Consider the following 21,251-nt stretch of genomic DNA (forward strand, 5'->3'; position numbering starts at 1 on the left):
TCAGGCCGCCGCGCCGCGAAAGCGCTGCGCCGCCTGGCGGCTCACCTCGGCCAACAGTTGCTCTTCGCTCTGGCGCTGGCGCAGCCAGCGGGCATCGTTCTGCCCCGCCTCGACCTCGGTGCGCAGCATGTGCATGGCGCTTGATGCGCCCTGTACGGCCGCGTGGCCTGCGATCTTGTCCATGGTGCGCAGGATGTGCTCGCGCAGCGGCATGTGGTCGCCCGTGGCCGGGTCCACATACACCGCGTCCATGCCAAACCGGCAGGCCTGGAAGCGGTTGTAGGTGTACACGAGGTAGTCGTCCTCTTCGGGCATGAAGGGCTGGTCGGCCAGGAACCACGCGCCCAGCGACTGCACGTAGCCCGCGAGGGCCGCAGCGCGCTCGATGGTGAGCGGCGTGTCGAACACGCGGATCTCGATGGTGCCGAACTCGGGCTTGGGGCGGATGTCCCAATAGAAGTCCTTCATGCTCTTGACCACGCCCGTGCGGGTCATCTTGTTGAAGTAGGTCGTGAAGTCGTCCCAGGTCAGTGCCATCGGTGCGCGCCCCGACAAGGGGAACGCGAACACCGAGTTGAGCCGGGCCGAGTCAAATGCCGTGTCCTGCCCTTGCACATAGGGGCTGGACGCCGACAGCGCAATGAAGTGCGGGATGTAGCGCGACATGCGGTGCAGCATCAGCAGCGCCGCATCCGCATCCGGGCAGCCAATGTGCACGTGCTGTCCGAAGATGGTGAACTGCTTGGACAGGTAGCCGTACAGCTCAGACAGCTCGCGAAAGCGCGGCTTGTCGTAGATGCGTCGCTCGTGCCACTGCTGGAACGGGTGCGTGCCGCCACCCACCACGGCAATGTTGAGCTTGTCCGCGCTCTTGACCAGTGCATCGCGGATGGGCGTGAGCTGGCCCAGCACCTCGCTGGCCGAGTGGCAGATGCCGGTGGAGATTTCGATCATGCTGTTCGTCATCTCGGGCACCACGCTACCGGGCAGCGGGGTTTTCTTCATGAGGCGCAGCATGTCCTCGGCGTAGGGCGCCAGGTCGTAGTCGTTGGTGTTGACCAGCTGCAGCTCCAGCTCGACGCCCAGCGTCAGCGGCTCGGAATGGGTGAAGGCTTCAAGACTCACGGGGGGACTCTCCGTTGTTGTTGCTGCGGGTCAGGGGTGCCCAGGGTTTGGAGCTTTCGCCCGCACGGTAAATGGCCACGGTGGCAATGACGGCACCAAATACCTCCATCAGCAAGATGGCGGGCAGCGCCACACCCGCGATCACATGGCCGGTGGAAGGCGACGCGAGCACAAACTGCGAGGCGATCAGCAGGGCGATGGAGGACATGGGGGTCATCGCGCAGCCCACCCACAGCGCCTGCTTCCAGCTGGCGCCGCTGCCCACATTGCCCAGCGCCACGCCGGTGGCCTTGGCCAGCAGGCGCACGGCAATCAGGGCCAGCACCACGCCGGCCACGGGCGCGCTCCAGTCGGCCTGCGCTGCCACGGTGGAAACCAGCACGAACATCAGCATGGTGAGCAGGGACGATGCATTGCCCAGTTGCCGCGGCCAGGCCCAGGGGCGCGGGTTGAGCTGCTTGAGCAGCATGCCCCCCAGCAGCGCGGCCAGTGGTGCCGAGCCCCCCATGTGTGCGGCCACTGCCGTGCCTGCAGCCACCAGGGCCAGGAACAGCATGGAGGTGTTTTCGCTGGTGGGGCTCATGAAGCGCAGCGCCATGCGCAGCACCAGGGCCAGCACGGCGGCCACCACGATCGATACGCCCAGCACCACCACCACGGGCGACACGGCCTCCAGCACGGTGAGGCTCTGGCGGTTGATGAGTTCTGCCTTGGCGCTGCCCAGCGTCAGGGCATACAGCGTGGAGAGTGTCGTGAGCACAATGGCGCGTTCGGTCACCGGGCCGGCGGCACGGGTGTCGGCCACCACACGGGTCAGCACTGCAGGAGATGCCGCCAGCGCCACCAGGGCCAGCGGGCCAGCCGCCTGGGGCGGCAGCTGCAGCCACACCAGCACCCAGTACACCGCGAAATAGGTCAGCACCGATTCGGCAATGCTCTGCACCAGCACCATGGGGTTGTGGCGGAACCAGCGCAGCGGGATACGGCCGCCACATTCGAACAGCACAATGGCCACGCCCAGCTCCAGCAGGAACAGGCCGATGCCCTGCAGCGGCCAGACCGCGCCGCTGAAGCCTGCCAGGCCGGCTGCCGTGCCCACCAGCGAATAGCCCACTACCTTGGGCAGGCCGGTGTGGCGTTGGGTGAGATAGCCTGCCATGGCGGCTACCGCCAGCAGCAGTGACCATTGCACCGTGGGCAGCCCGGCCGAGGGGCGCAGCCACTGCGCCCAAAAGCTCAGGATTTCATTCATGTCATCGGACCTCTGCGTCAGACGGGCGCTGCCCGTTGGAGTGGAGGCCCCGGCGCACAGGCCCTCCGCAGATGGGACGGGGTGCGCTGGGGCGTTGGGCCCTTGAATTTACAGGCGGAAACACTCCGCCCTTGTAGGACAGAGGCGGCGGTTTCGCCTCAGCCCTGTGCCGTTGTCGCCAGCGGCCCCCGCCGCTCGGGCACAAAAAAGCTCAGCGGCGCGGTGCGCAGGCGGGCGCGGATGGCGGCATAGATGCGCGAGCGGTCCACGCCGCTCACGTTCTGTGCACGCAGCGCCAGACTGAAGGCCAGATAAAAGCTCACCGACACATTCAGTGCGCCCAGGAACGGGAGCGAGGCTACCGCCCACCAGAACGCGGGCAACTGCAGCACCTGCAGACCCAGCGTGGCGCCAGCGGCCGCCACCTGCCCGGTGGAGAGGGTGACGTGCCGTACATCCAGCCCCAAGCCGAAAAACGCAGCGAAAGCAGGCACCAGGCCCAGCATGAAACCCAGCGAGATGTTGGCTGCAAAACCCGACAGGTTCTCGCGCAGGAAGCGCGCCCAGCGCGCGGCGCGCTCGGCACCCAATAGCCCGGTGATGCGCGGGTTGTAGTGCAAGGCCGAGTCCATGCGGTGCAGCACAAACCAGTTCTCTGTCCAGCCCGCGATGATGCTGGAGGCAAACAGCAGCACCCCGGTAAAGGCGGCAAAGAACAGCGACGGCCCCAGCAGGTGCAGGGACTCGAACACATGCTCGGCCTGCTTCTCGCTGATGGCCGGGTGGCCCGTGGCCAGTGCAATCAAAGCAGCCAGCGCCAGCACGGCCGGGAACACCACCAGCACATTGCCCAGCACAGCAGCCACCTGCGAGCGCACCAGGTGCGTGATCTCGTCCACGAACGACTCGATCGCATCGCCGGTGCCCAGCTCCTTGAGCTTGGCCGCCATGGCAGGCGCGGTCATGGCAGGTTGTTTGGTGGCCACCGTGAAGTGCAGCAACTGGATCAGCACAAAGCTCACGGCATAGTTGATGCCCGCCATGAAACCGCCCCAGAAGGCCGAGAGCGCGAGCGCATACAGGCCAAACTTGATCAGTGTGGTGAAGGCCATCAGCGCACCGCCCCCTGCCGCCTTGCGCAGCATGGAGCGGTATTCGGCACTGGTGCGGGTGATGTAGTGCTCGCCCGTTTCGGCGCTGCGCTCGGCCACCTTGGCTGCCAGCAGCGAGGAGTTGGAGGCCAGCAGCGCGCGCAGGCTGCGCCGCTCCTGTCCCACCATCACCAGCTGTGCCATGAGTTGCGCCGCAGTGACTGCGGGCTGCGCGGACAGCAGGCAGTCGAGCAACACGCGCACGCGCAAGATGCGCTCGCGCAGCTGCCGCAGCCGGAACACCAGCCCCACCGAAATGCCGTTGTCCTCGAAATGCGTATAGACGGTGGCAGCCGCCGCACGGCAGGCCTCCAGGCGTTCGCGCAGGCGCTGGGCGGATGCGTCCAGCCGGTCGGGGGTGCGCAGTGCGTGCAGCACCTCGACCCGCAGGCTTTCCACGTCGCGGATGAGGGCGTGGAAGGGTTGTGCCTCCCGTGCAGATTCGCTCATGCGCAGCCGCAGTTCGGGTGCAAAGCCGGTCGAGAGGATTTGCCCTGCACAGTAGGTGATGGCGTCCAGCAAGGCGCGGTGCCAGCGTGTCGCGCCGCCTGGGCGCTCATCGGAGTTGTCCTGGGCCAGCAACATCACCAGGCGGTTCAGGGTGGCTTCATCCAGCGCGGCCAGCCATTGCGCGTCGAACGCACTCGGCAAGGCCACCATGAACAGTTCAGACGCATCGATGGTCTCTGGGCTGCCCGGCAGCAGCTTGGTGCGCAGGCGTTCGGCGATCTCGCTCACCAGGGCGGTGCGGGGCGCAAAGCCAAAGTCTGCGAGCAATGTGGTGATGTCCACCTGGTCCACCAGCGTCGCCCACCAGGCACGCAGCCGCACCTGAATATCGGGGCGCGCTGCAACCGCCTCTACGAACAGCTGCACCCGCCCCACAGCGGCAGGGACGGAATCCCGCTTGCCGCGCACCCAGTTCAGCAGGTAGATCAGCCACAGATGGCGATGGGCTAGATCGGCGGTGGGGTCCAGTGCGGCCAGCAGGTCGGCGAGGTCTTTGGGCTCGGCGGAATTTTTCATGGTCGGACTGCTCTCAGCAGCAAAGCAGCTCCTCCAATGGGAAACGGCCCCACGGAAGGATGAGCGTGGGGGCTGTGGGAATGGTTCTTCAATGCAGCACCCGGCCACTCAGGGGTTCGCCCGATGGGCCGTGGCTGATCGCCTCGAGCACAAACAGGGGCACGGGCGTGTCAAACGGCTCGCCGTCCTCGGCAACGCAATGGAAGGTGCCGTGCATGGTGCCGCTGGATGTACGCAGGCGGCAGCCGCTGGTGTACTGGAACGACTCCCCGGGCTTGAGCAGGGGCTGCTGTCCCACCACGCCCAGGCCCTTGACCTCTTCGGTGTGGCCGCGCGCGTCACTGATGATCCAGTGCCGCGAGATCAGCTGGCCGGGTGCATCGCCCGCATTGGTGATGGTGATGGTGTACGCGAAGCTGAACACCCCCGTGTCCGGCGCAGACTGCTCGGGCAGGTATTCGGGCAGCACTTCCACGTCAAACTGGTACTTTGGCATGGGCCGCATGGTAACCGTGCGGCCCTGCATGTGGGTCACTGCCGGGCGCCAAAAACCCCAGGGGTTCTGCGCTTTGCGACAATCGGGGGATGAGCCGCACATTCCGAATCGCCCCCTCCATCCTCTCTGCCGACTTTGCCCGCCTGGGCGAAGAAGTGCGCAATGTCATTGCCGCTGGCGCCGACTGGATCCATTTCGACGTGATGGACAACCATTACGTGCCCAACTTGACGTTTGGCCCCATGGTCTGCCAGGCCTTGAAGCCTCACGCCAAAACGCCTGCGGGTGCGGCCGTGCCGATTGACGTGCACCTGATGATTCAGCCGGTGGACGCTCTGGCCGCTGCGTTTGCCGACGCGGGGGCGGACTACATCAGCTTTCACCCCGATGCCTCGGGCCACGTGCACCGCAGCATCCAGGCCATCCGCTCCAAGGGCGTCAAGCCCGGCCTGGTGTTCAACCCCGCTGAGCCTCTGGATGTGCTGGACTGGGTGATCGACGACATCGACCTCATCCTGATCATGAGCGTGAACCCCGGCTTTGGCGGCCAGAGCTTCATCGACTCGGCCCTGCGCAAGATCGAAGCCGTGCGCAAGCGCATCGACGCCTCGGGCAAAGACATCCGCTTGGAAGTGGACGGCGGCATCAAGACCGACAACATCCGCCGCGTGGCCGATGCCGGCGCCGATACGTTTGTGGCGGGCAGCGCCATCTTCGGCAAGCCCGACTACCAGGGCGTGATCAACGCCATGCGCGCGCAACTGGGCTGATCACGAGCCCAGGGAGTCTGCTTAGAGCGGCTAACAAAACTCAGCGAAGCGGTTCTGGCTAGGCGCTGTGTCGCAGGCAGTACGAGCAGTACGACAAGACACAGCAACGACGCCAGAAGAGTTTTGTTAGCCGCTCTTACTGCGGCAACACGGTGGTGGTGACGGACTCGCGCAGCACACCGCCTTCAGATACCGATCCGCTGGCGGGGGCATTTACACGGCGCACGCACTCGGCCTGCTCGTCGGCATTCTGAAAGGCGGAGCAACGCTGCGTGGCGTTGTCAGCTGCCTGTGGCCCCGGGTTGCTGAGCTGGCCCTTGCGTGCTGCGTCCTGGGCGGCTCCAGCCTCGCGCAGGCAGGTGGCGAGCGAATCCTGGGTATTGTTGGTCATGCATTTCTGACGTTCCTGCTCGTAGCGTGCGTGGACATCCGTGGCGGGTGATGGCTGTGCCATGGCCAGGGTACTGGCGGCGAACAAAGCGCTGGCCAGTGCCAAAGACATTGGTGCGGAGGGAAAAAAGCCGGGACGTTTCATGGGAGGGCTCCTTGTTGTCGTCATTGCCCGAAGGCGTGACCGCAGCGTAGCGCTCCATCCCTGCAACGCCGTGTCGGACGGCGCGCAGCCTCCCTGTCCGCCTGGGGTGTGTTTTTCGGCGCCCCGCGTCAGCCCAGCCGCTGGAAGGTGAGCACGAATGCCACACCCCCCTCGGTGTTGCGGGCGTTGATGGTGCCGCCCATCTTGGCCATGTAGGTCTTGGCTACGAACAGGCCCTGGCCCCGGTGTTCGCCCTCGCCCAGCGGGGTGGGGCTGCCGGGGTCGGACACACCCAGTTCAAAAATCCGCTCCAGCAGGTCTTCGGCAATCGTCGATCCCTGGTTGTGCAGCGTGGCACTGGCGGTGGATTCTGATGCTGTGAGCGTCAGTGTGATCGGGCTGCCTGCGGGGCGGTAGCGGTCGGCATTGCGTAAGATATGGGTCACCACGTCTTCGAGTGCAAACTCGTCGGCGCGCACGATCACCGGGCTTGAGTTGTTCGAACCCGGGGCATACACCACATTCAGAATGCCCGCAAAGTGTGCGTTGTTGGCCACGTTGCGCAAGAAGGCGTCCAGGTCCAGCCGCCCCTCGGGCACATCGGCGGCCTGCAGCGCCTCGGCGGGCGATGCCGTGCCATAGAGCACATGGATGGCCTGCTGCATGCGCTGCACATAGCGGTGGCCGGGGTCTTGCGGGCCGTTCAGCGCCATCAGCGACTGCAGGGGCGACATGATTTCGTGCCCTACGGCGTGCCACATGTCGCGCTCTTGCTGGGCGCGCAGTTGCTCACGCTGCAGGTCGTCCTTCACGCGCTGCAGCAGGTCGGCCAGGCCCCCGGCCAGAATGCCCAGCTCGTCCGATCCGCGCAGGTCGGACACGTCCAGATCACCCAGCCTGGGGCCCGTGTGGCCAGGCTGCACGTTGTACGACACCGCTGCGGCGCGGCGGGTGAGGGCTGTCACGCGGCGGATCAGGCCCACCTCCACCACCAGCCAGGCCAGCGCAATGGCGCCCAGCATGGCGCCCAGGTACCACGACAGGCGCGTGGCCACGGCGGCCAGGCCTTGCTCCACACCGCGCAGGTGGCCGGTGAAGTTCACCACGTAGTTGCCGGTGGGCGTGTCCAGAATGTCCAGGCCTGTGGGGGCCTCTGGTGGCGTGGCTGCCGGGCCCACGCCTGCGGCCTCCAGCGGCAGCCAGCGGATCAGGCGCAGCAGCCAGGGCGCTGAGGGCTCGGCCTGCACCTCGACGCCCTTGAGGGTGATGGCGCTGGCCTCGTCGCTGCCCATTTTGCGGATATGCACCCGTTCGCCCGGCAGCAGGCTGCGCGAGAGGTCACCCAACGATGCAGCCAACTGCGCGCCGGGCGCGTTGCTGTCAAACAGCGGCCTGGCGTCTTCGCCCGGCGCCAGCATCTCCACCCGCACACGCATTTGCCCCAGGTCTTCCGGCGGCCAGACCAGGCGCTCGTCTTTGCGGAACAGCGCCTCGCGGAACAGCTCGACGGGCAGGCGGATGGAGTAGTGGGTGCGGCGCAGGCAGTCTGTCGCTGCAGCATCGCCAGTGAGGGCGCCAGCAGAGGTGCCAGTGGAGGTTTGGTTGGTGGGCTTTGGCGGCAGATCGCGGCACTGGCCGTTTTGCCACAGCCAGCCGCGAAAGTCGCGCACGGGCCGTGCACGGGCATCGAGCTGCGGTGCGCCGGTGTCCACAAACCCCGTGAGCCGACCGCGCACCGCCGCGCTGCCTTGTGGGGGCATGGCTTCGTACGGCGCAATCCAGCGGTAGGTGGCGCCGCGCATGTCCAGGCTGATGCGCGCACGGTGCGCCTCGGCGGGCACCAGTGCGCCGCGCTCGCGGGGCGTCAACTCGCCCGCATAAAAGCTGCCCACCAGGTAAATGAAGCCGCCCGCGTACGGGTTGTTGCCAATCGCCGCGCACACCGAGGCCCCGTCGGGATACTGCACCGCGCAGCCCGCCATCTCCACCGCCTGCTGCGATTTTTGCGGGTCGTCAAAGTCGATGGCCGCGTAGGGCAGCAGCAGCGGCGCCAGCGGCGTCACGCCCTGGCCCAGGTGGCTCGCGTTGAGCAGCGCCAACTGGCCCGAGGGGTGGCGCAGCCGCGCCATGACCTCGGCCTGGCTGCGCACAAAGCCGTGCTGGTAGGCCTGCCAGGCACGCTCTTTTTCGTCCTTGAGCACTACCACACTCAGGGCTACCGTGGCCAGGGCCAGCAGCACAAACACACTGCGCACCAAGATGCGCAGACGAAACGCGGGCAGTCCCAGGCGGGGGATATCGAGTGCTGGGCGCAGCAGGCGTTTCATTTGCCAACCCAGCGGAAGCCGCGCATGGGTACGTTTTCGATGCCTTCAAAGTTGGGATCGACTTCGCGCAGCGCCTCGCGGATGGTGCTCACATGCTTGCGCACGTTGTCGCGGTTGCGGCCGCTTTTCACCACCTCGAACAGTTCGTCGTACGACACCACTTCGCCACTGCGCTGGTGCAGCGTGGCTAGGATGCGCTGGGCTGTGAGCGGCAGGTTGATGCGCTCGCCGCGCCAGGTGGGGGTGCGTTGCCACAGCGGGTCCAGCACCAGCGCATCGCCCACCGATGAAGCGGCTGTGCTGGCCGGGGCCTGCACCTGCGTGGTGCGCAGGATGTCGAGAAAAGTCTCGATGAAATCGGCCTCTTCAAACGTGGTTTTCTGCAGGTAGTCCCACGCATCGAGCGCCTTCATGATGCTGCGGTAAATGGCCGCTGGCATGGCCGACACCACCAGCACCGGCGTGCCCTGGCGCAGCTTGTTGATGGCGTTGATGAGGGCCACGCCCGCATGGCGCTCGCGGCCCAGTTCGATGTCCAGCACCACCGCGTCGTAGTGCTCGCGGGCCAGCGCGGCCTCTGCCTCGTCGCGGGTGAACCATTGGTCGATGACGATGCCGCTCTTGGCGCTGCGTATCCACCCGGCCAATTGGTTGCTGGTGGGCAGGTCGTCTTCGATCACGGCAATGCGGGTCATGGGCAGGGCGGGCAGTGGAGGGGCGTGGGATGGGCGGATTATCCCGGCGGCTCGCGTCGGGCGGTGTGAGTTTTTCTTCCGGGGCCGGAAGGTTCGCGCGTGCGGTGTGAGCGCATTGGGGGCCGCGCTGCATTGTTGCTTCCGGGGTGGATTCGAACAATCGGTCCTCAATGAGTCAGCCACGGCGGCCGCTCAGAACCGACAACAACACCGAACCCAACCTGAGAGAGAAACACCATGAAAGCCACCTGGAACCGCATCGTGCAGACCCTGAAGGGCCGTCCCTCTACCTCCTCGTCCAAAGAGGGCACGGAACCCGTGCTGGACGCTGATCTGCAAGACATTACACCCGCGTCGGCCGCCCCGTTGAACTGGGCCTACCTGCTGCCCACCGCCCGCACCGTGCGCTGGCTGGCCGCTGGTGCCGTGGTGGCTGCGGCGGGCCTGATGGTGTACCGCAACCCGCCCGTGCAACACCTGGCGCAAGGCGACCTGGGTGTGCGCCTGAACCAGTTCACCGGCGCGGTGAGCTTGTGGCGCGATGGCAGCGTGTGGGTGGTGCCCGGCCTGCACACGGTGCGCGTGTTCTCTCTGCGCGACCAGAGCTACCGCCCCGAAGCCATGCGCCAGGCCACGGGCAGCGCGCCGCTGCAGTCGGTCGAAGGCCTGTCGTTGGGGTTGGATCTGAGCGTGCGCTATGCGCTGGACCCCAACTCGCCCGCTGTGAAGGCGGGCAACCTGCCCGACAACGTGGGCGCTGACATCGTCGAGCCTGCCGTGCAGGGCCTGGTCTACAAGGTGTTTGCCCGCTACACGGTGCGGGAAATCTTTTCGTCCAAACGGGCCGAGATCGCGCAGATTATCGAAACCGAACTGCGTACCCGCCTGGCGACCGATGGCGTCACGCTGCGCAGCCTGCAGATCGGCAAGGTGGATTTGCCCGCCGAGTACCGCCGGGGCATGGATAGCCTGCTGGCCGAAGAGTTGGCCTCCGAAAAAATGCGCTACACACTGGAGCTGAAGGACAAGCGCGTGAAGGAAACCGAGCTGGACGCCAACGCAGACAAGGTGCGCCGCGAAGTGGCCGCCGAAGCCGCCGCCCGCGAGCAGGTCATTGCCGCCAAGGCGCAGGAAGAGGCCATGAAGCATGTGCTGCCCTTCAAGCAGCGCCAGATCGAGCAGCGCCAGCTGGAGGCCGAAGCCGAGCGAGTGGCCCGTGTGAAGGCTGCCGAAGGCGCCGCCCAGGCCCGCCGCATCGAAGCCAGTGGCGAGGCCGACGCCCGCCAGAAACTGGCCGAAGCCGAGGCCTACCGCATGGACCGCGTGGGCAAGGTCAACGCCGAACAAATGGCCCGCGAAGGCGCGCTGGTGACCAAGCACCCGCTGCTCATCCAGAAGACGCTGGCCGACAAGCTCTCAGACAAGATCCAGGTCATCATCGCGCCCCCGCCCACCAATGGCGACTTCATCGGTGCCGCGCTGCTGGGCGGCAACCGCAACGCCCAGGCCGGTGCAGCCCAGGCTGCGGCCGTGGCCGACGAGGCCACCACCACCCAAGCTGTGGAGCAATGAACATGAACGCCACCCTCGCTACCTTGCTGGCCGCCGTCGCCAGCGCCGCAGTGACCGTGGCGGCCGAGGCCGCCCCCCAGCCATCGCCCAGCGCCCAGGGCAGCGCCATCGTGGTGCAAGACCAGGCCAGCCTGCGCGCAGCCCCGCGCGACGGCGCCCAGCAGCAGGCCAGCCTGTGGCAGGGCGAAGTGCTGGAAGTGCGCGGCGAGCGCCTCGACTACCTGCAGGTGTGGGACCACAAGCGCGAGCGCGGTGGCTTCATCCGCGCCAGCGATGTGCGCCGCGTGGCCCTGACCGAGGCCGAAGGCCCCGCGCTGCTGGCCGTCATGCGCTTTGTGCAAGACACGCCGGGCGCCGAGGCGCTGGGCATTGGCCTCACTGCCGCCTACCTGCAAGCCGCGCCCGCCAAGGCCCTGGCCGGTGTGGAGGGCGCGCAGGCCTTTGATGCGCTGGGCACCTTTGCCGACCGGCTGGCCCGCCGTGCCTCGGTGGCCGTGCCGGGCAAGGCGTCAGGCGCCACGCTGTCGGCGCACCTGGATGTGGCCAATGGCTACGGCGTGCGCTTTGCCACCTACGAGGTTGAAGGTCGCATGCAGGTCTGCTACGAGGGCGAGGCCTTTCGCCGCCTGCTGGCCATGCCCGTGGCCGATGCCGAGCAGCGCGCCCGCGCCGCCCTGGCGCTGACCCGCCCCGAGTGCATCAACCCCGACCTGCCTGCGCATGAGCGCGCCAAGGTCACCACCTGGCAGGCTGACGTGCTGGAGCGCGTGGACGTGGCCAATCTGCCCGGCTACCTGCGCAACCGCGTGCAAATGCGCCGCGCCAGCGTGTGGGGCGCTGCGGCTTTTCAGCAGGCGCGCAAGAACGCTGCCGACCCAGCAGTGGCCGCTGCCGCGGCCCGTGCATTGACGGAACTCAGCGGCGTGAGTAAGGCCGAACTGCCCGACGAAGACCAGGCCGCCTACAACGACGCCGCCATGCGCGTGAGTGCTGTGCGCTGGGCCTTGGTGCCTGCTGCGGCCCCGGTGGCGGCTACGGGCAACCGCCCCACACTGCTGACCGAACCCGGTGCCCCTGGCGAAACCTGCGTGCTGCTGGTGGACGCGCAACACAGCGCCAAGGCCCCGCTACTGCGCCGCTGCACCTACGGCGTGGTATGGGCCGCATCGGCCAGCACCAACCGCGAAGGCACGGCCGTGGCCCTGGCGGTACAACCCATGGAAGGCTGGCGCGAGCTGTGGGTGCTGCGCAAAACGCAAGGCGGCTGGCTGGCCGATGTGTTGCCCCCCGCTGCCACCACGCCCGAGACCGGCGTGGCCGAATGGGCGGGCTGGGTACCCGGCGGCCAGCAAATGCTGGTGGCCCGCGAAGCCCGGGGCCAGGGCCGCTACCGCAAGAGCTTTGAAGTGGTGCGGCTGGAGGGCCTGACCACGGAGCGCGTGACCGGCGATGTTGCCGCGCTGCCCCTGTTCCAGCGCTGGCAAGACCCGGCATGGAAGCGCGAAACGCTGAGCTTGCGTTGAACGAAGCAAGCTAGGTCGGGGGAGGATTTGGCGGGGTCCGTAAACTTGGCCCCGTCTTTTTCACTGAATGCCTGCTTCATGCCCGCTGCCGTTACGCCTTCGCTGTCCACCTTGCTCGCCCTGGTGTGCCTGAATAGAGTTTTGAATTGGAGTTGTCATTTTTACCTGTGCAGGCCGTTGTGAACAGGGTTTCAGAAAGCCATGCAAAGTTTGCAAAAACTGGAATTTGAGCTTAGCGAGTATGCAGTGCCAAGGGAATAGAGTTGCGAAATAATCTGAGAAGCTCAGGAACCTGTCTACCGGTAGGAGCTAGCCTTCACACGGCGTTTGTACTAACTCTTCGAACGCAAGCTGCGAGGACAAGGGTTTACACAAGACGTGAGTTCTACGGGTTTAACGCACACTCAATTAACGCCTTTGGAGTCGGGGCTGGTTGGGTGAGTAGAAACTACTTTGCTGGCAAAGTCACGCCGCAAGACGTACTGGTCAAGCACACTGTCTTTGGCTTCGCCAGATTGGGGTTGTCTAGCTTGGATGCCGAAAGGGCAAGCAGTAGCCTTATAGGGGGGCGCCGACTTTGCGGTGAGCTTCAAGCAAGCACTCAAGTACACGTGCGAGGTGCTGTGCTACGTTGGTGCCCAATTTGCGCTGATGCGGAGTCCGGTGAGCTTGGGTTTGCCTCATGGCATGTGTTTCATCAGCTCCCGTTCGTGTTGATGTGCCCCACACATTGCACTCCGCTCGTCACCGTAGACGGCCTATGTCAATGCTATGACCGCGACCCTATCAAGCTGCGACTTCCAGGCGAGAGATGTCATACCTGCCACAAAATTGAACCAGTCGAGCTGGCAGTCCCTACAGGAAACGCCTACCGCCGATTTGTGAAACTATGCGCGGAAGCTTTTCATGAGCAACCATCGACTTTCATCCACGAAAATTGGACCCGATTCGTCTTGGAATTTGTTGGCTGTTTTGGATCGGAAGCCAGAGCAATCGATGCTATTGAGAAGCAACTGTGCAAGGATTGGGAGTTGCCGTTTGCTGAGTCGATTGGGAGCGCTTGGGGTTGGGCCATCTCGGTGCCCGAAGTTCTTGGCTTAGTCGTTAAGGACAGATACAACTCCTCTGCCACATGGAAAAAAATCGTTGTGTATGACGCAATGAAGAAAGTTCTTCCATGCGATATCAAGGTTTGCTGTCGACCACATTCCTAGTAAATCAGTTGCGTCGGCACATACGCCAGAGCATGCGCCAAAACGTTGCCCCGGAGCATGCTTGCGCAGAGGTCGCACAGGAGGCTTGCTTTGTTCAATTTCGTCGCTTTTACTGAATTCGGCGAAAGGCTTTCATTGCCTCCTGGGGATCGGGCTCACACGTCAATTCTCTGGATGTGTGAAATGCTTGCAGCATTTGGTTCTGGGGCTGTTGAGATCGGTTGCCGGAAGCGGTTATGTGAGTATGGCCCATGGGCGTTTCAGGGGTGATCGCGAGATGCGTACTTCTGCCGCCGGAGCGGGTTTCGCTAGCGCTATGTCCTACTTTGGGAGGCATGGAGTTCAGATTCCGCCGCCATATAGTTTGCTGTGACCAATTTGGAAGGTACTCGCCGTGCCATTGAACCCAGGAACCTCGATTGCGGAGCCCTTTGTTCCGCAGACATCGTGATAGATGATCCCTTCAGGTTCCCAATTCTTAGAAGGGCGAAAAACGCGCGTACTTCTCGGTTCGAGATGAGAAGGAAGGGCAGTGTGTATTTAGGGAGCGCCCCTTGCATTTGTATAGGAGGCGAATGCTCTCAGTGCGCGTACGCAGGATGAAACAGAAGCGTGACGGCCGAAAGGTGGTCATTTGAGCGATCGACCGGCTTCTGAGGGAAGTGGCAGGACATCCTTAAGTGCGGCAAAGTACTCAATCTGACGAAATGTCATTCCATGTTCAGCTTGCTTTATTAATACTCGTGTTGCCAAGTAAACCGAACAGATGCTCGTCTCAAGCAATTCCTCCGTGATACAGCTCCACTTGCTCCTCCAATTGGGCGACAGGTTCCGGCGCCTCCGAGAGTCCCAAGGCCTGAGCACGGTGGAGACGGCGAGCCGCCTGGGAATCTCGCGGGCAACACTGAGAGCGGTCGAAGCGGGAGATCCCACGCCGTCCATCGGCACCTACTTAATAGTCATGTCCGCGTTAGGCATCTTGGGTGACTTGGCGTTGCTGGTGGATGAAGTGACACAACCGGTCACGCCAAACAATCGGGCGGCTGGCGTAAGCCTTGAAGCGCCGTTGGCTCGAATCGTCGTTTCCGCCGACACCTCCCGTCACCGGATCCAGGATCTGCAAAGTCTCGCCCTCCATGAAGAAGCGGTGCGACGCGTTCGCGCTGAGCCTGCGTTGTTGCAGCAGGCCCAGGCAGTTCTTCAAAAGTGGTTGGATGCTGGAGACCTACGTTCGGCAAGCCTGTGGCTTGAGTGGAAAGACATCCTGGAGCATCGCAAGTGGCGTAAGGCACTGGGGAGAACCCACCGAGCGCAGGAACTGAGGCAAGCGTCCCCAATGACCGCTGTTCTGCCACCAGAGGTCCGAAAACGCATCCTCCAAGAAGTCCGTGAACTGAAGGAAGGCGTCGTTCTTGAAATCGCCGGTAGGTCTCGTCAATGACAAGTACCGTTCGGACAAGCCTTTGGCAGAGGCCGAAATTTGACGCTCGATCACAAGAATTGCACTATCAGTGTTGCGTACTGATCCCCATCCATTTCCACGGAGCAAGCCATGGCCCTTGAAGACGACATCGCCACTCTCACCGTGCTCGTACAGGGCATGCTCGCTGAGTCAGGAGAGAAAGCCGGTTTTGATGCAAGGGCGTGGCTGGACCGTTGGCTTACTGGTATGGTCCCAGCATTGGGAAATCGGAGACCCATCGATGTGCTCAACGAGCCCGATGGCCTGGAGGTAGTGAAGAGCTTGCTCTCGCGAGCCCAATCTGGTGCGTACTCGTGAGCAAAGGCAGGGAGTTGGCTAGTCACGTGTCTGATCAGGACCGGTCGCCATCCCCACTGACCAATTGACACCATGCAGAATACCTATGGCTATGCCCTGTAGCCAGAACTCTCCGTATCTCCCTGCGTCTACTCCCCGGAGCGCGGACGTGGTGCTGTACCTCGACCTCGATGGTGTTGTCCACCATGAAAAAGTGCTCTGGCATCCAACTAGGGGCATCTACATGAGCCCGTATGAGGCTGCAGGGCACACTCTTTTCGAATGGATTCCTATCTTGGAATCGGTGCTTGAACCGTACCCGGCAGTTGCCCTGGTGCTAAGTAGCACCTGGTGCATCCGCCCCGGATACAGCGCAACCCTCAAACGGCTTCCGGCCTCCCTGCGTGCTCGGTTCATTGGAGGGACGTACCACAAGCGTGTCCATGGCGTGGACCCCTGGAACCTGTCCATGTTTCGCACCACACCCCGGGGTAGGCAAATTCAAGAAGACGCGCAACGCCGAAAGCCCCGGCAGTGGATAGCTCTCGATGACGATTTGGAGGGGTGGCCCGACTCGTGTCGGGAAAATTTGGTCGCGTGCGAAGGAACTACCGGCTTGTCCAACCCTGTAGTTCAACACGAGCTGAGGGAAAAACTGCGCGGCTGCCATGCGGGGTTGTCCGCCCAACTCTCGTAGTTTCTGAAAACAACTAACCGATGATGCGACGCCACTCAGACATCCTCGCGGTCTTGCAATCTGTCGCTGGCATCGTGAAGCGTCGCCACGCACTCCCGATCTTGGCCAATTTGGTCAGCCGTCGGACAGCCAGTATCGACCTCATGGATTTGGATATCGGCCCGTTGGTTCTCGAAGCGCCAGTTCGCCACAGCGCCGAGGTCTTCGCCTTGCTCTCACGTCCGGTGGCCATGCTCAAGCAGGCTTTTGCCTTGAACTTGCCCCGCACTTCCTTTTTCAGCAGCAAGGTCGGCGGCCGCAACGCGCCATAGGGCGCCAGTGATGAAGTCCCCATGAAAAAAGCCTCGACAACATCAACCTCAACGACTCGCCACCGAACAAACAACACCCCAAGCGCAGTTGGAAATCCGTCGCCCTACGCGTCTGCTGCTGAGACCAAGGCCTTTCTGGCTGGCAGCCTGGCCGCCCGGATGGTTCGCTTGGAAGCCAATGACATGCTCAGCACAGACATGGCTGCGGATCTGGTCGGTACCACCCCAGCGACAATCAATGCGTGGATCGCCAGAGGGCGGGCTATCGGATTGACTCAAACTCGGCATGCTTTCAAGTTGCCCAGTTGGCAGTTTGAACCTGCCCTATGGGATGCAGTGCCCAAACTTTCAAAAGCCTTGGGAACGACTGAGGGCTGGGCGCTACTCTCCTTCTTGGAGACACCATCGGGCGCTTTGGGCGGCCGGACACCGCGTCAGGCGATAGAGCAGGGTCATCTGGCCCGTGCAATTGAAGTGGCGGGTGCTGAGGGCTATTGACCCCTCTACGCCCCATGAAACTCGCAGATCTTCAGTACATCCGTTACTTCTAGCTCCTAGCTCCGCAGCTTCTTTTCCGTGTTGGCAATCAAGTGCCCCTGCGGGCACGGTGAAGAAAGGGAGACGGCTACTCCTGTTTCGATGCTCGGCCACGATGTGACGATCCTGGTGACCAAAACGGTCCGGCAACGGCCGGGGAAGATTGAGCTGGAGTTCCGCTGCTCCTCCTGAGCGCCAGCTCACCAGATCAGTGGTTCTCGACAGGAGCGGCAATCATCAGGGCGCGTTCTTCAGCATCCAACCGTCGACGCTTGGGCACCTTGACAATGCCTTTCATGTCATCGGCGGTCTCATTTATTTACGCGCTCGGACAGTCGTGCGACCGCGACGCAGCGATTGCTGTCGCTCAGTTCGGCGGAATGTACTCTCGCTCGATAGCACCAAGCAGTCATTGGTTTGGACGTTCGTCGCCTATTCTGACCAGATGCTCCCCGAGGTACGGCTGCGGTACCCGCAAGGTCATGCCCTCATCGCGTGAGTGATCGTTTCCTCGCTGGGTGAATAAGAAGCCCAACTTCAAGCAGGTATCTGGATCCCATATGCACCCATGCGGATGCGCCCTAGTCATTGCGGAGAAGCCGTCTCTCTATTGGCTGCGCTGTCTTCCGATACCCACGTGTTCAGTTTTTTGGGCGCACCAAAAGGTGCCCCGTCAGTTGGGGCCATGGCTAGGGATGAGGGACGTATCGAACTGGGTTGGCATTGACCCGATATGAATGCAGCTCATAAGCGTGTGGAACAAAAAGAGCCTACCGCCTGTATAGACGAATTCATATAGTTTCCGGAAGAGTTGTAGCAACGTGCCTTCCTGCAAAAAACTTAGGGCCCCTCTATGAACATCAAACGCTGGTGTCTCGGTCGATCTGTGGCGACATCCGAAGCGTCAGTAACCACGACCTCGATGTGTGCATATCGGTCGGAGCGACGGCGAAATCTGTTCGTTGGACGCCAATTCAATTCAGAGCCGCCCCACTACACACGACCCAGCACTTCTTTCGGGCAGAGCATGCCTTGGTGCTGTTTGTGAGATCCAAGCACAAGTTGGACTCAACCAACGGTTTGCGTCGGATGGGATCTGGTGTTCCTGCATTGACGCCCACAGACACGAGGCTTCGACAGACCAACTAAGTCATACGCGGTGTATGCACCATTCTTACCGCGAGGAATCCGAGTGGGTCAACTCGTCAATGACGAGCGATACCAGGCTGGTCAACTCACGACCACTTAAATTCAATAAGCCTCAGCGAGACCACCAATGCAAAAGCTCATCTCAGCGGCCCTCCTTGCATGGACCTGCTGCTTCGCTTCATCGGCATCTGCAGCCACTGCAACCGACTCTTCACCCATGACGAATCTGCAAACCACCGCCGATACGCTCTCATCTCGTCAACAGGCCATCGTTCCCATAGCCGCCCACGCCGCAGTCGGCGATATGGCCAGACTGAGCATCGCGATCAACCAAGGTCTCGATACTGGCCTGACGGTGAATGACGCGAAGGAAATTCTGGTCCAGCTCTATGCCTATGCGGGCTTTCCACGCTCCCTCAACGCCCTGGGTGAGCTGATGAGGGTTGTGGAAGACCGCAAGAAGCGCGGCTTGATCGACGCGATTGGCCGTGTGCCGACTCGCACCATCCCCACGGGCGACGCGCTGCTAGCTGCTGGCACCGCCAACCAAACCAAGCTCCTTGGTGCTCCGGTCAAGGGGCCGCTGTTCGAATTTGCTCCAGCTGCCGATCTATACCTCAAGTCCCATCTGTTTGGAGACATCTTCGAGCGAGACAACCTCGACTGGAAAAGCCGCGAGCTGGCTACGGTGGGCATGCTCTCCGCCCTCCAGGGGGTGGACCCGCAGTTGCAGTCCCACGTGGGTATCAGCATGAACATCGGGATCACGGAGTCCCAATTGAAACAAGTCGCTCAGATAGTGACTGAGCAGGTCAATGCTGATGCCGGGACTCGAATTGCCGACGCTATCAAGCGACACCTGACCACCAGGACATCTAGGTAAGCCACCCAACCCACAATTGATCGAGGAACCAATGAAAACCCTCACATTAACTCTCGCGTCGTTCGCTTTGGTCGCAGGCGTACAAGCAGCAGACATTGTCGTGAAGCGCAACGGTTCACAACCGTCGGTCAAAGGATCCGCCGCAACGTTCACAGGCTCGGTGCGCAGCGAAGCGTTGTTCGACGCCGTGCCACCGGCGCGGACATCGGGTGGATTGGTCACCTTCGAGCCAGGCGCCCGTTCGGCATGGCACACCCATCCTCTGGGTCAGACGCTGATGGTGACGTCAGGAAAAGGTTGGGTGCAGCAGGAGGGCGGCGCTCGCGTGGAGATCAATCCCGGCGACGTGATCTGGACGCCGCCTGGTGTGAAGCATTGGCATGGAGCCACTGCGACCACAGGCATGAGTCATATTGCAATACAGGAAGCGCTAGACGGCAAACGGGTCGAATGGCTGGAAAGAGTCACAGATGAGCAGTACGGCAAATAGATAAAAGCAAATGTGCCGAAGGCTTCTGCTGAGCGGCCAGCCCAACCTCCGCGAATATCCGCGAAAATTTGAAAGCGTTGAATGACAAAAGCCCTCAGCCATGAACGCAGAATGCTTCTGCGCGTAACGCCCGCCCTGGCGGCGGGAACGCTCTTGGCGTCGCTGGCACCTCTTGCCTCTGCAGGAAAGCCCGGGATCGACACAAGCAAGGTCAATGTGGGCTATGGGACCAGTGTTCAGGATGTTCAAGTGCTGTTCGCCGACCTGCAGCCTCAACTGATTCAAAGCAGCCGCACAGTCCCCCCTCATGTTCTTTGTGCCCGTGCAGGCGCGTTGGCCAAGTCAGCGCGGATCCTAGGTATTCCCATGACGTTCGCCGTGGTTCCGTTGGCTGGCCAGGCTGGAAAATTGATCGACGAGCTCGCCGAATATGCGACTCCGGACATCACTTTCAGTAGGGTGGTTGCCAGCCCATTCATGGAGCCCGGCATTGTGGCCCGGCTTGCCGCCAATCGCCGAAGAACACTGGTGATCGCTGGTTTCACGGCTGAAGTGGCCGTACTCCAGGCGGCGATGGACGGCATCGCGGCAGGATATAAAGTACAGGTGCCCTTGGATGCCGTCGGTAGCCAATCGGAGCGCACTGAGGCCCCCTCAATTCGGCAGATAGAGATGGCGGGCGGAACGACGACTTCGGTCCTCAGCTTGGTAGCACAGTGGGCACCCGATTTCTCCCGACCTCCAGGTTCAGAAACCATCAAAGCCGTTTTCTCGCAGGGATAACGCCAGCCCTAGAGCGCTCAAGCCCGTAATTTCAGGGCCTCTACGATGAGCGCAAACGCGGGCAAGGATTGACGACGGCTGGGGTAATAGAGATGGTAGCCCGGGAAGGTCGGGCTCCAATCTTCCAGCACACGCACCAAGCGGCCGGCCTCTACGTGAGGCTGAAGGACGTCCTCAGGCGCGTAGGTCAGCGCATACCCTTCCAGTGCCGCGTTGAGGAGCTGCGCCGACGTGTTGAAAATGATCTGACCGGGCACTTGGACGTTCAATCCTTTTCCGTCGCGCGCAAATTCCCATGCATACAGTCCCCCATGCGTCGCCATGCGCAGATTGGCGCAGTTGTGCGATGTTAGATCCTGGGGTGTCCGTGGTTTGGGCCGATTCGCAAAGTAGGCCGGAGCTGCGGCGACGCCCATCCTAAAGTCCGGTGAGATGCGGACCGCAATCATGTCCTTGGCAATCTGATCGCCGATTCGCACGCCAGCATCGAACCGCTCGGCCACGATGTCAATCAACCCATAACCAATGTTGATCTCTAACTGGATGTCCGGGTATTCGGGCAGCAGCTTTGACAGTTTGGGCCAGAGGATCGTCGAAGCTGCATGGTCATGCGTGGTGATGCGTATCGTGCCTGCGGGCTTCTCGCGCAACTCGCTAATGGCCGCCAGTTCTGTCGCGATGCCTTCGTAGTGCGGAGCCAGGCTCAAGAGCAGGCGCTCTCCAGCCTCGGTCGGCGAAGCGCCCCGCGTAGTTCGGGCCAGAAGACGCACTCCTAAGCGCTCCTCCAGCGCTCGCATGCTGTGGCTCAACGCTGATTGGGTGACGCCCAACTGGGCCGCAGCACGTGTGAAGCTCCGCTCTCGCGCCACGACGATGAAGGACGAGAGGGTGTTGAGGTCAACGCGATCTGCCATGAGAGGAATTCATATCGTTTAGTCAAGTATGCCGGGTTCTCA

20 protein-coding genes are annotated in these 21,251 nt (G+C 62.7%); 12 read left to right on the forward strand and 8 right to left on the reverse strand.

The window, feature by feature from the left end:
- From ACODSU_RS19190 to apaG, 4 genes are all read right to left on the reverse strand, one after another.
- Positions 1-1,125 (reverse strand): YbdK family carboxylate-amine ligase, encoded by a 1,125-nt coding sequence (locus tag ACODSU_RS19190; RefSeq protein ID WP_056747835.1) that lies wholly within the window; start codon positions 1,123-1,125, stop codon positions 1-3.
- Entirely contained in the window at positions 1,115-2,377 is a 1,263-nt protein-coding gene (locus ACODSU_RS19195; protein WP_056065273.1) for a cation:proton antiporter, read from the reverse strand. The genes ACODSU_RS19190 and ACODSU_RS19195 overlap by 11 nt, the downstream gene beginning before the upstream one ends.
- Before the next feature lie 158 nt (positions 2,378-2,535).
- Positions 2,536-4,554, reverse strand: a complete 2,019-nt coding sequence (locus tag ACODSU_RS19200; RefSeq protein WP_488844013.1) for a site-specific recombinase — start codon at positions 4,552-4,554, stop codon at positions 2,536-2,538.
- An 88-nt stretch (positions 4,555-4,642) separates the two neighbouring features.
- A complete protein-coding gene (apaG, locus tag ACODSU_RS19205; protein ID WP_015016065.1) occupies positions 4,643-5,050 on the reverse strand; it encodes a Co2+/Mg2+ efflux protein ApaG in 408 nt (135 codons plus the stop codon).
- Between the two features lie 89 nt (positions 5,051-5,139).
- Between apaG and rpe the strand changes: the two genes are divergently transcribed.
- On the forward strand, positions 5,140-5,820 hold the full coding sequence (rpe, locus tag ACODSU_RS19210; protein ID WP_295942999.1) for a ribulose-phosphate 3-epimerase: 681 nt from the start codon (positions 5,140-5,142) through the stop codon (positions 5,818-5,820).
- A gap of 136 nt (positions 5,821-5,956) precedes the next feature.
- Here the strand turns inward: rpe and ACODSU_RS19215 are convergent, their stop codons facing one another.
- From ACODSU_RS19215 to ACODSU_RS19225, 3 genes are all read right to left on the reverse strand, one after another.
- Positions 5,957-6,355: a hypothetical protein gene (locus tag ACODSU_RS19215; protein WP_488844015.1), complete on the reverse strand. Its 399-nt coding sequence runs from the start codon at positions 6,353-6,355 to the stop codon at positions 5,957-5,959.
- A gap of 128 nt (positions 6,356-6,483) precedes the next feature.
- The gene (locus ACODSU_RS19220; protein ID WP_488844017.1) at positions 6,484-8,682 is read right to left on the reverse strand and encodes a sensor histidine kinase; all 2,199 of its coding nucleotides are present in this window, start codon (positions 8,680-8,682) and stop codon (positions 6,484-6,486) included.
- Positions 8,679-9,377 carry a response regulator transcription factor gene (locus ACODSU_RS19225; RefSeq protein ID WP_488844019.1) on the reverse strand — a complete coding sequence of 233 codons (699 nt, stop codon included), beginning with the start codon at positions 9,375-9,377 and terminating at the stop codon, positions 8,679-8,681. The genes ACODSU_RS19220 and ACODSU_RS19225 overlap by 4 nt, the downstream gene beginning before the upstream one ends.
- A 237-nt stretch (positions 9,378-9,614) precedes the next feature.
- Here ACODSU_RS19225 and ACODSU_RS19230 point away from each other — a divergent pair, with 237 nt between their 5' ends.
- From ACODSU_RS19230 to ACODSU_RS19280, 11 genes are all read left to right on the forward strand, one after another.
- On the forward strand, positions 9,615-10,949 hold the full coding sequence (locus ACODSU_RS19230) for an SPFH domain-containing protein (RefSeq protein ID WP_488844021.1): 1,335 nt from the start codon (positions 9,615-9,617) through the stop codon (positions 10,947-10,949).
- Positions 10,950-10,951: 2 nt separating this feature from the next.
- A complete protein-coding gene (locus ACODSU_RS19235; RefSeq protein ID WP_488844023.1) occupies positions 10,952-12,472 on the forward strand; it encodes a hypothetical protein in 1,521 nt (506 codons plus the stop codon).
- 437 nt (positions 12,473-12,909) lie between these two features.
- On the forward strand, positions 12,910-13,686 hold the full coding sequence (locus ACODSU_RS19240; protein ID WP_218386691.1) for a TniQ family protein: 777 nt from the start codon (positions 12,910-12,912) through the stop codon (positions 13,684-13,686).
- Positions 13,687-14,452: 766 nt separating this feature from the next.
- On the forward strand, positions 14,453-15,127 hold the full coding sequence (locus ACODSU_RS19245) for a helix-turn-helix domain-containing protein (protein WP_218386690.1): 675 nt from the start codon (positions 14,453-14,455) through the stop codon (positions 15,125-15,127).
- Positions 15,128-15,238: 111 nt separating this feature from the next.
- Complete coding sequence (locus ACODSU_RS19250) at positions 15,239-15,466, forward strand: antitoxin Xre/MbcA/ParS toxin-binding domain-containing protein (protein ID WP_218386689.1); 228 nt, start codon at positions 15,239-15,241, stop codon at positions 15,464-15,466.
- A gap of 91 nt (positions 15,467-15,557) precedes the next feature.
- Positions 15,558-16,142, forward strand: a complete 585-nt coding sequence (locus ACODSU_RS19255; RefSeq protein ID WP_218386768.1) for an HAD domain-containing protein — start codon at positions 15,558-15,560, stop codon at positions 16,140-16,142.
- 20 nt (positions 16,143-16,162) lie between these two features.
- A complete protein-coding gene (locus ACODSU_RS19260; protein WP_218386779.1) occupies positions 16,163-16,453 on the forward strand; it encodes a hypothetical protein in 291 nt (96 codons plus the stop codon).
- Positions 16,454-16,474: 21 nt separating this feature from the next.
- Complete coding sequence (locus ACODSU_RS19265) at positions 16,475-16,951, forward strand: hypothetical protein (protein ID WP_488844026.1); 477 nt, start codon at positions 16,475-16,477, stop codon at positions 16,949-16,951.
- 1,405 nt (positions 16,952-18,356) lie between these two features.
- A complete protein-coding gene (locus ACODSU_RS19270) occupies positions 18,357-19,022 on the forward strand; it encodes a carboxymuconolactone decarboxylase family protein (protein ID WP_488844028.1) in 666 nt (221 codons plus the stop codon).
- Positions 19,023-19,116: 94 nt separating this feature from the next.
- Complete coding sequence (locus tag ACODSU_RS19275; RefSeq protein ID WP_200938886.1) at positions 19,117-19,512, forward strand: (R)-mandelonitrile lyase; 396 nt, start codon at positions 19,117-19,119, stop codon at positions 19,510-19,512.
- Between the two features lie 81 nt (positions 19,513-19,593).
- Complete coding sequence (locus tag ACODSU_RS19280; RefSeq protein WP_488844030.1) at positions 19,594-20,295, forward strand: cysteine hydrolase family protein; 702 nt, start codon at positions 19,594-19,596, stop codon at positions 20,293-20,295.
- A gap of 17 nt (positions 20,296-20,312) precedes the next feature.
- Here the strand turns inward: ACODSU_RS19280 and ACODSU_RS19285 are convergent, their stop codons facing one another.
- Positions 20,313-21,209, reverse strand: a complete 897-nt coding sequence (locus ACODSU_RS19285) for a LysR family transcriptional regulator (RefSeq protein WP_056057393.1) — start codon at positions 21,207-21,209, stop codon at positions 20,313-20,315.
- Positions 21,210-21,251 lie beyond the last annotated feature (42 nt).

The sequence above is a fragment of the Acidovorax sp. FG48 genome, assembly GCF_057809085.1.

Excerpts from the sequence above, each read along its gene's own strand:
- ACODSU_RS19195 (WP_056065273.1), bottom strand. The coding sequence starts at position 2,377 with ATGAATGAAATCCTGAGCTTTTGGGCGCAGTGGCTGCGCCCCTCGGCC.
- ACODSU_RS19200 (WP_488844013.1), bottom strand. The coding sequence starts at position 4,554 with ATGAAAAATTCCGCCGAGCCCAAAGACCTCGCCGACCTGCTGGCCGCA.
- apaG (WP_015016065.1), bottom strand. The coding sequence starts at position 5,050 with ATGCCAAAGTACCAGTTTGACGTGGAAGTGCTGCCCGAATACCTGCCC.
- rpe (WP_295942999.1), top strand. The coding sequence starts at position 5,140 with ATGAGCCGCACATTCCGAATCGCCCCCTCCATCCTCTCTGCCGACTTT.
- ACODSU_RS19215 (WP_488844015.1), bottom strand. The coding sequence starts at position 6,355 with ATGAAACGTCCCGGCTTTTTTCCCTCCGCACCAATGTCTTTGGCACTG.
- ACODSU_RS19220 (WP_488844017.1), bottom strand. The coding sequence starts at position 8,682 with ATGAAACGCCTGCTGCGCCCAGCACTCGATATCCCCCGCCTGGGACTG.
- ACODSU_RS19225 (WP_488844019.1), bottom strand. The coding sequence starts at position 9,377 with ATGACCCGCATTGCCGTGATCGAAGACGACCTGCCCACCAGCAACCAA.
- ACODSU_RS19230 (WP_488844021.1), top strand. The coding sequence starts at position 9,615 with ATGAAAGCCACCTGGAACCGCATCGTGCAGACCCTGAAGGGCCGTCCC.
- ACODSU_RS19235 (WP_488844023.1), top strand. The coding sequence starts at position 10,952 with ATGAACGCCACCCTCGCTACCTTGCTGGCCGCCGTCGCCAGCGCCGCA.
- ACODSU_RS19245 (WP_218386690.1), top strand. The coding sequence starts at position 14,453 with ATGCTCGTCTCAAGCAATTCCTCCGTGATACAGCTCCACTTGCTCCTC.
- ACODSU_RS19250 (WP_218386689.1), top strand. The coding sequence starts at position 15,239 with ATGGCCCTTGAAGACGACATCGCCACTCTCACCGTGCTCGTACAGGGC.
- ACODSU_RS19255 (WP_218386768.1), top strand. The coding sequence starts at position 15,558 with ATGCCCTGTAGCCAGAACTCTCCGTATCTCCCTGCGTCTACTCCCCGG.
- ACODSU_RS19260 (WP_218386779.1), top strand. The coding sequence starts at position 16,163 with ATGATGCGACGCCACTCAGACATCCTCGCGGTCTTGCAATCTGTCGCT.
- ACODSU_RS19265 (WP_488844026.1), top strand. The coding sequence starts at position 16,475 with ATGAAAAAAGCCTCGACAACATCAACCTCAACGACTCGCCACCGAACA.
- ACODSU_RS19270 (WP_488844028.1), top strand. The coding sequence starts at position 18,357 with ATGACGAATCTGCAAACCACCGCCGATACGCTCTCATCTCGTCAACAG.
- ACODSU_RS19280 (WP_488844030.1), top strand. The coding sequence starts at position 19,594 with ATGACAAAAGCCCTCAGCCATGAACGCAGAATGCTTCTGCGCGTAACG.
- ACODSU_RS19285 (WP_056057393.1), bottom strand. The coding sequence starts at position 21,209 with ATGGCAGATCGCGTTGACCTCAACACCCTCTCGTCCTTCATCGTCGTG.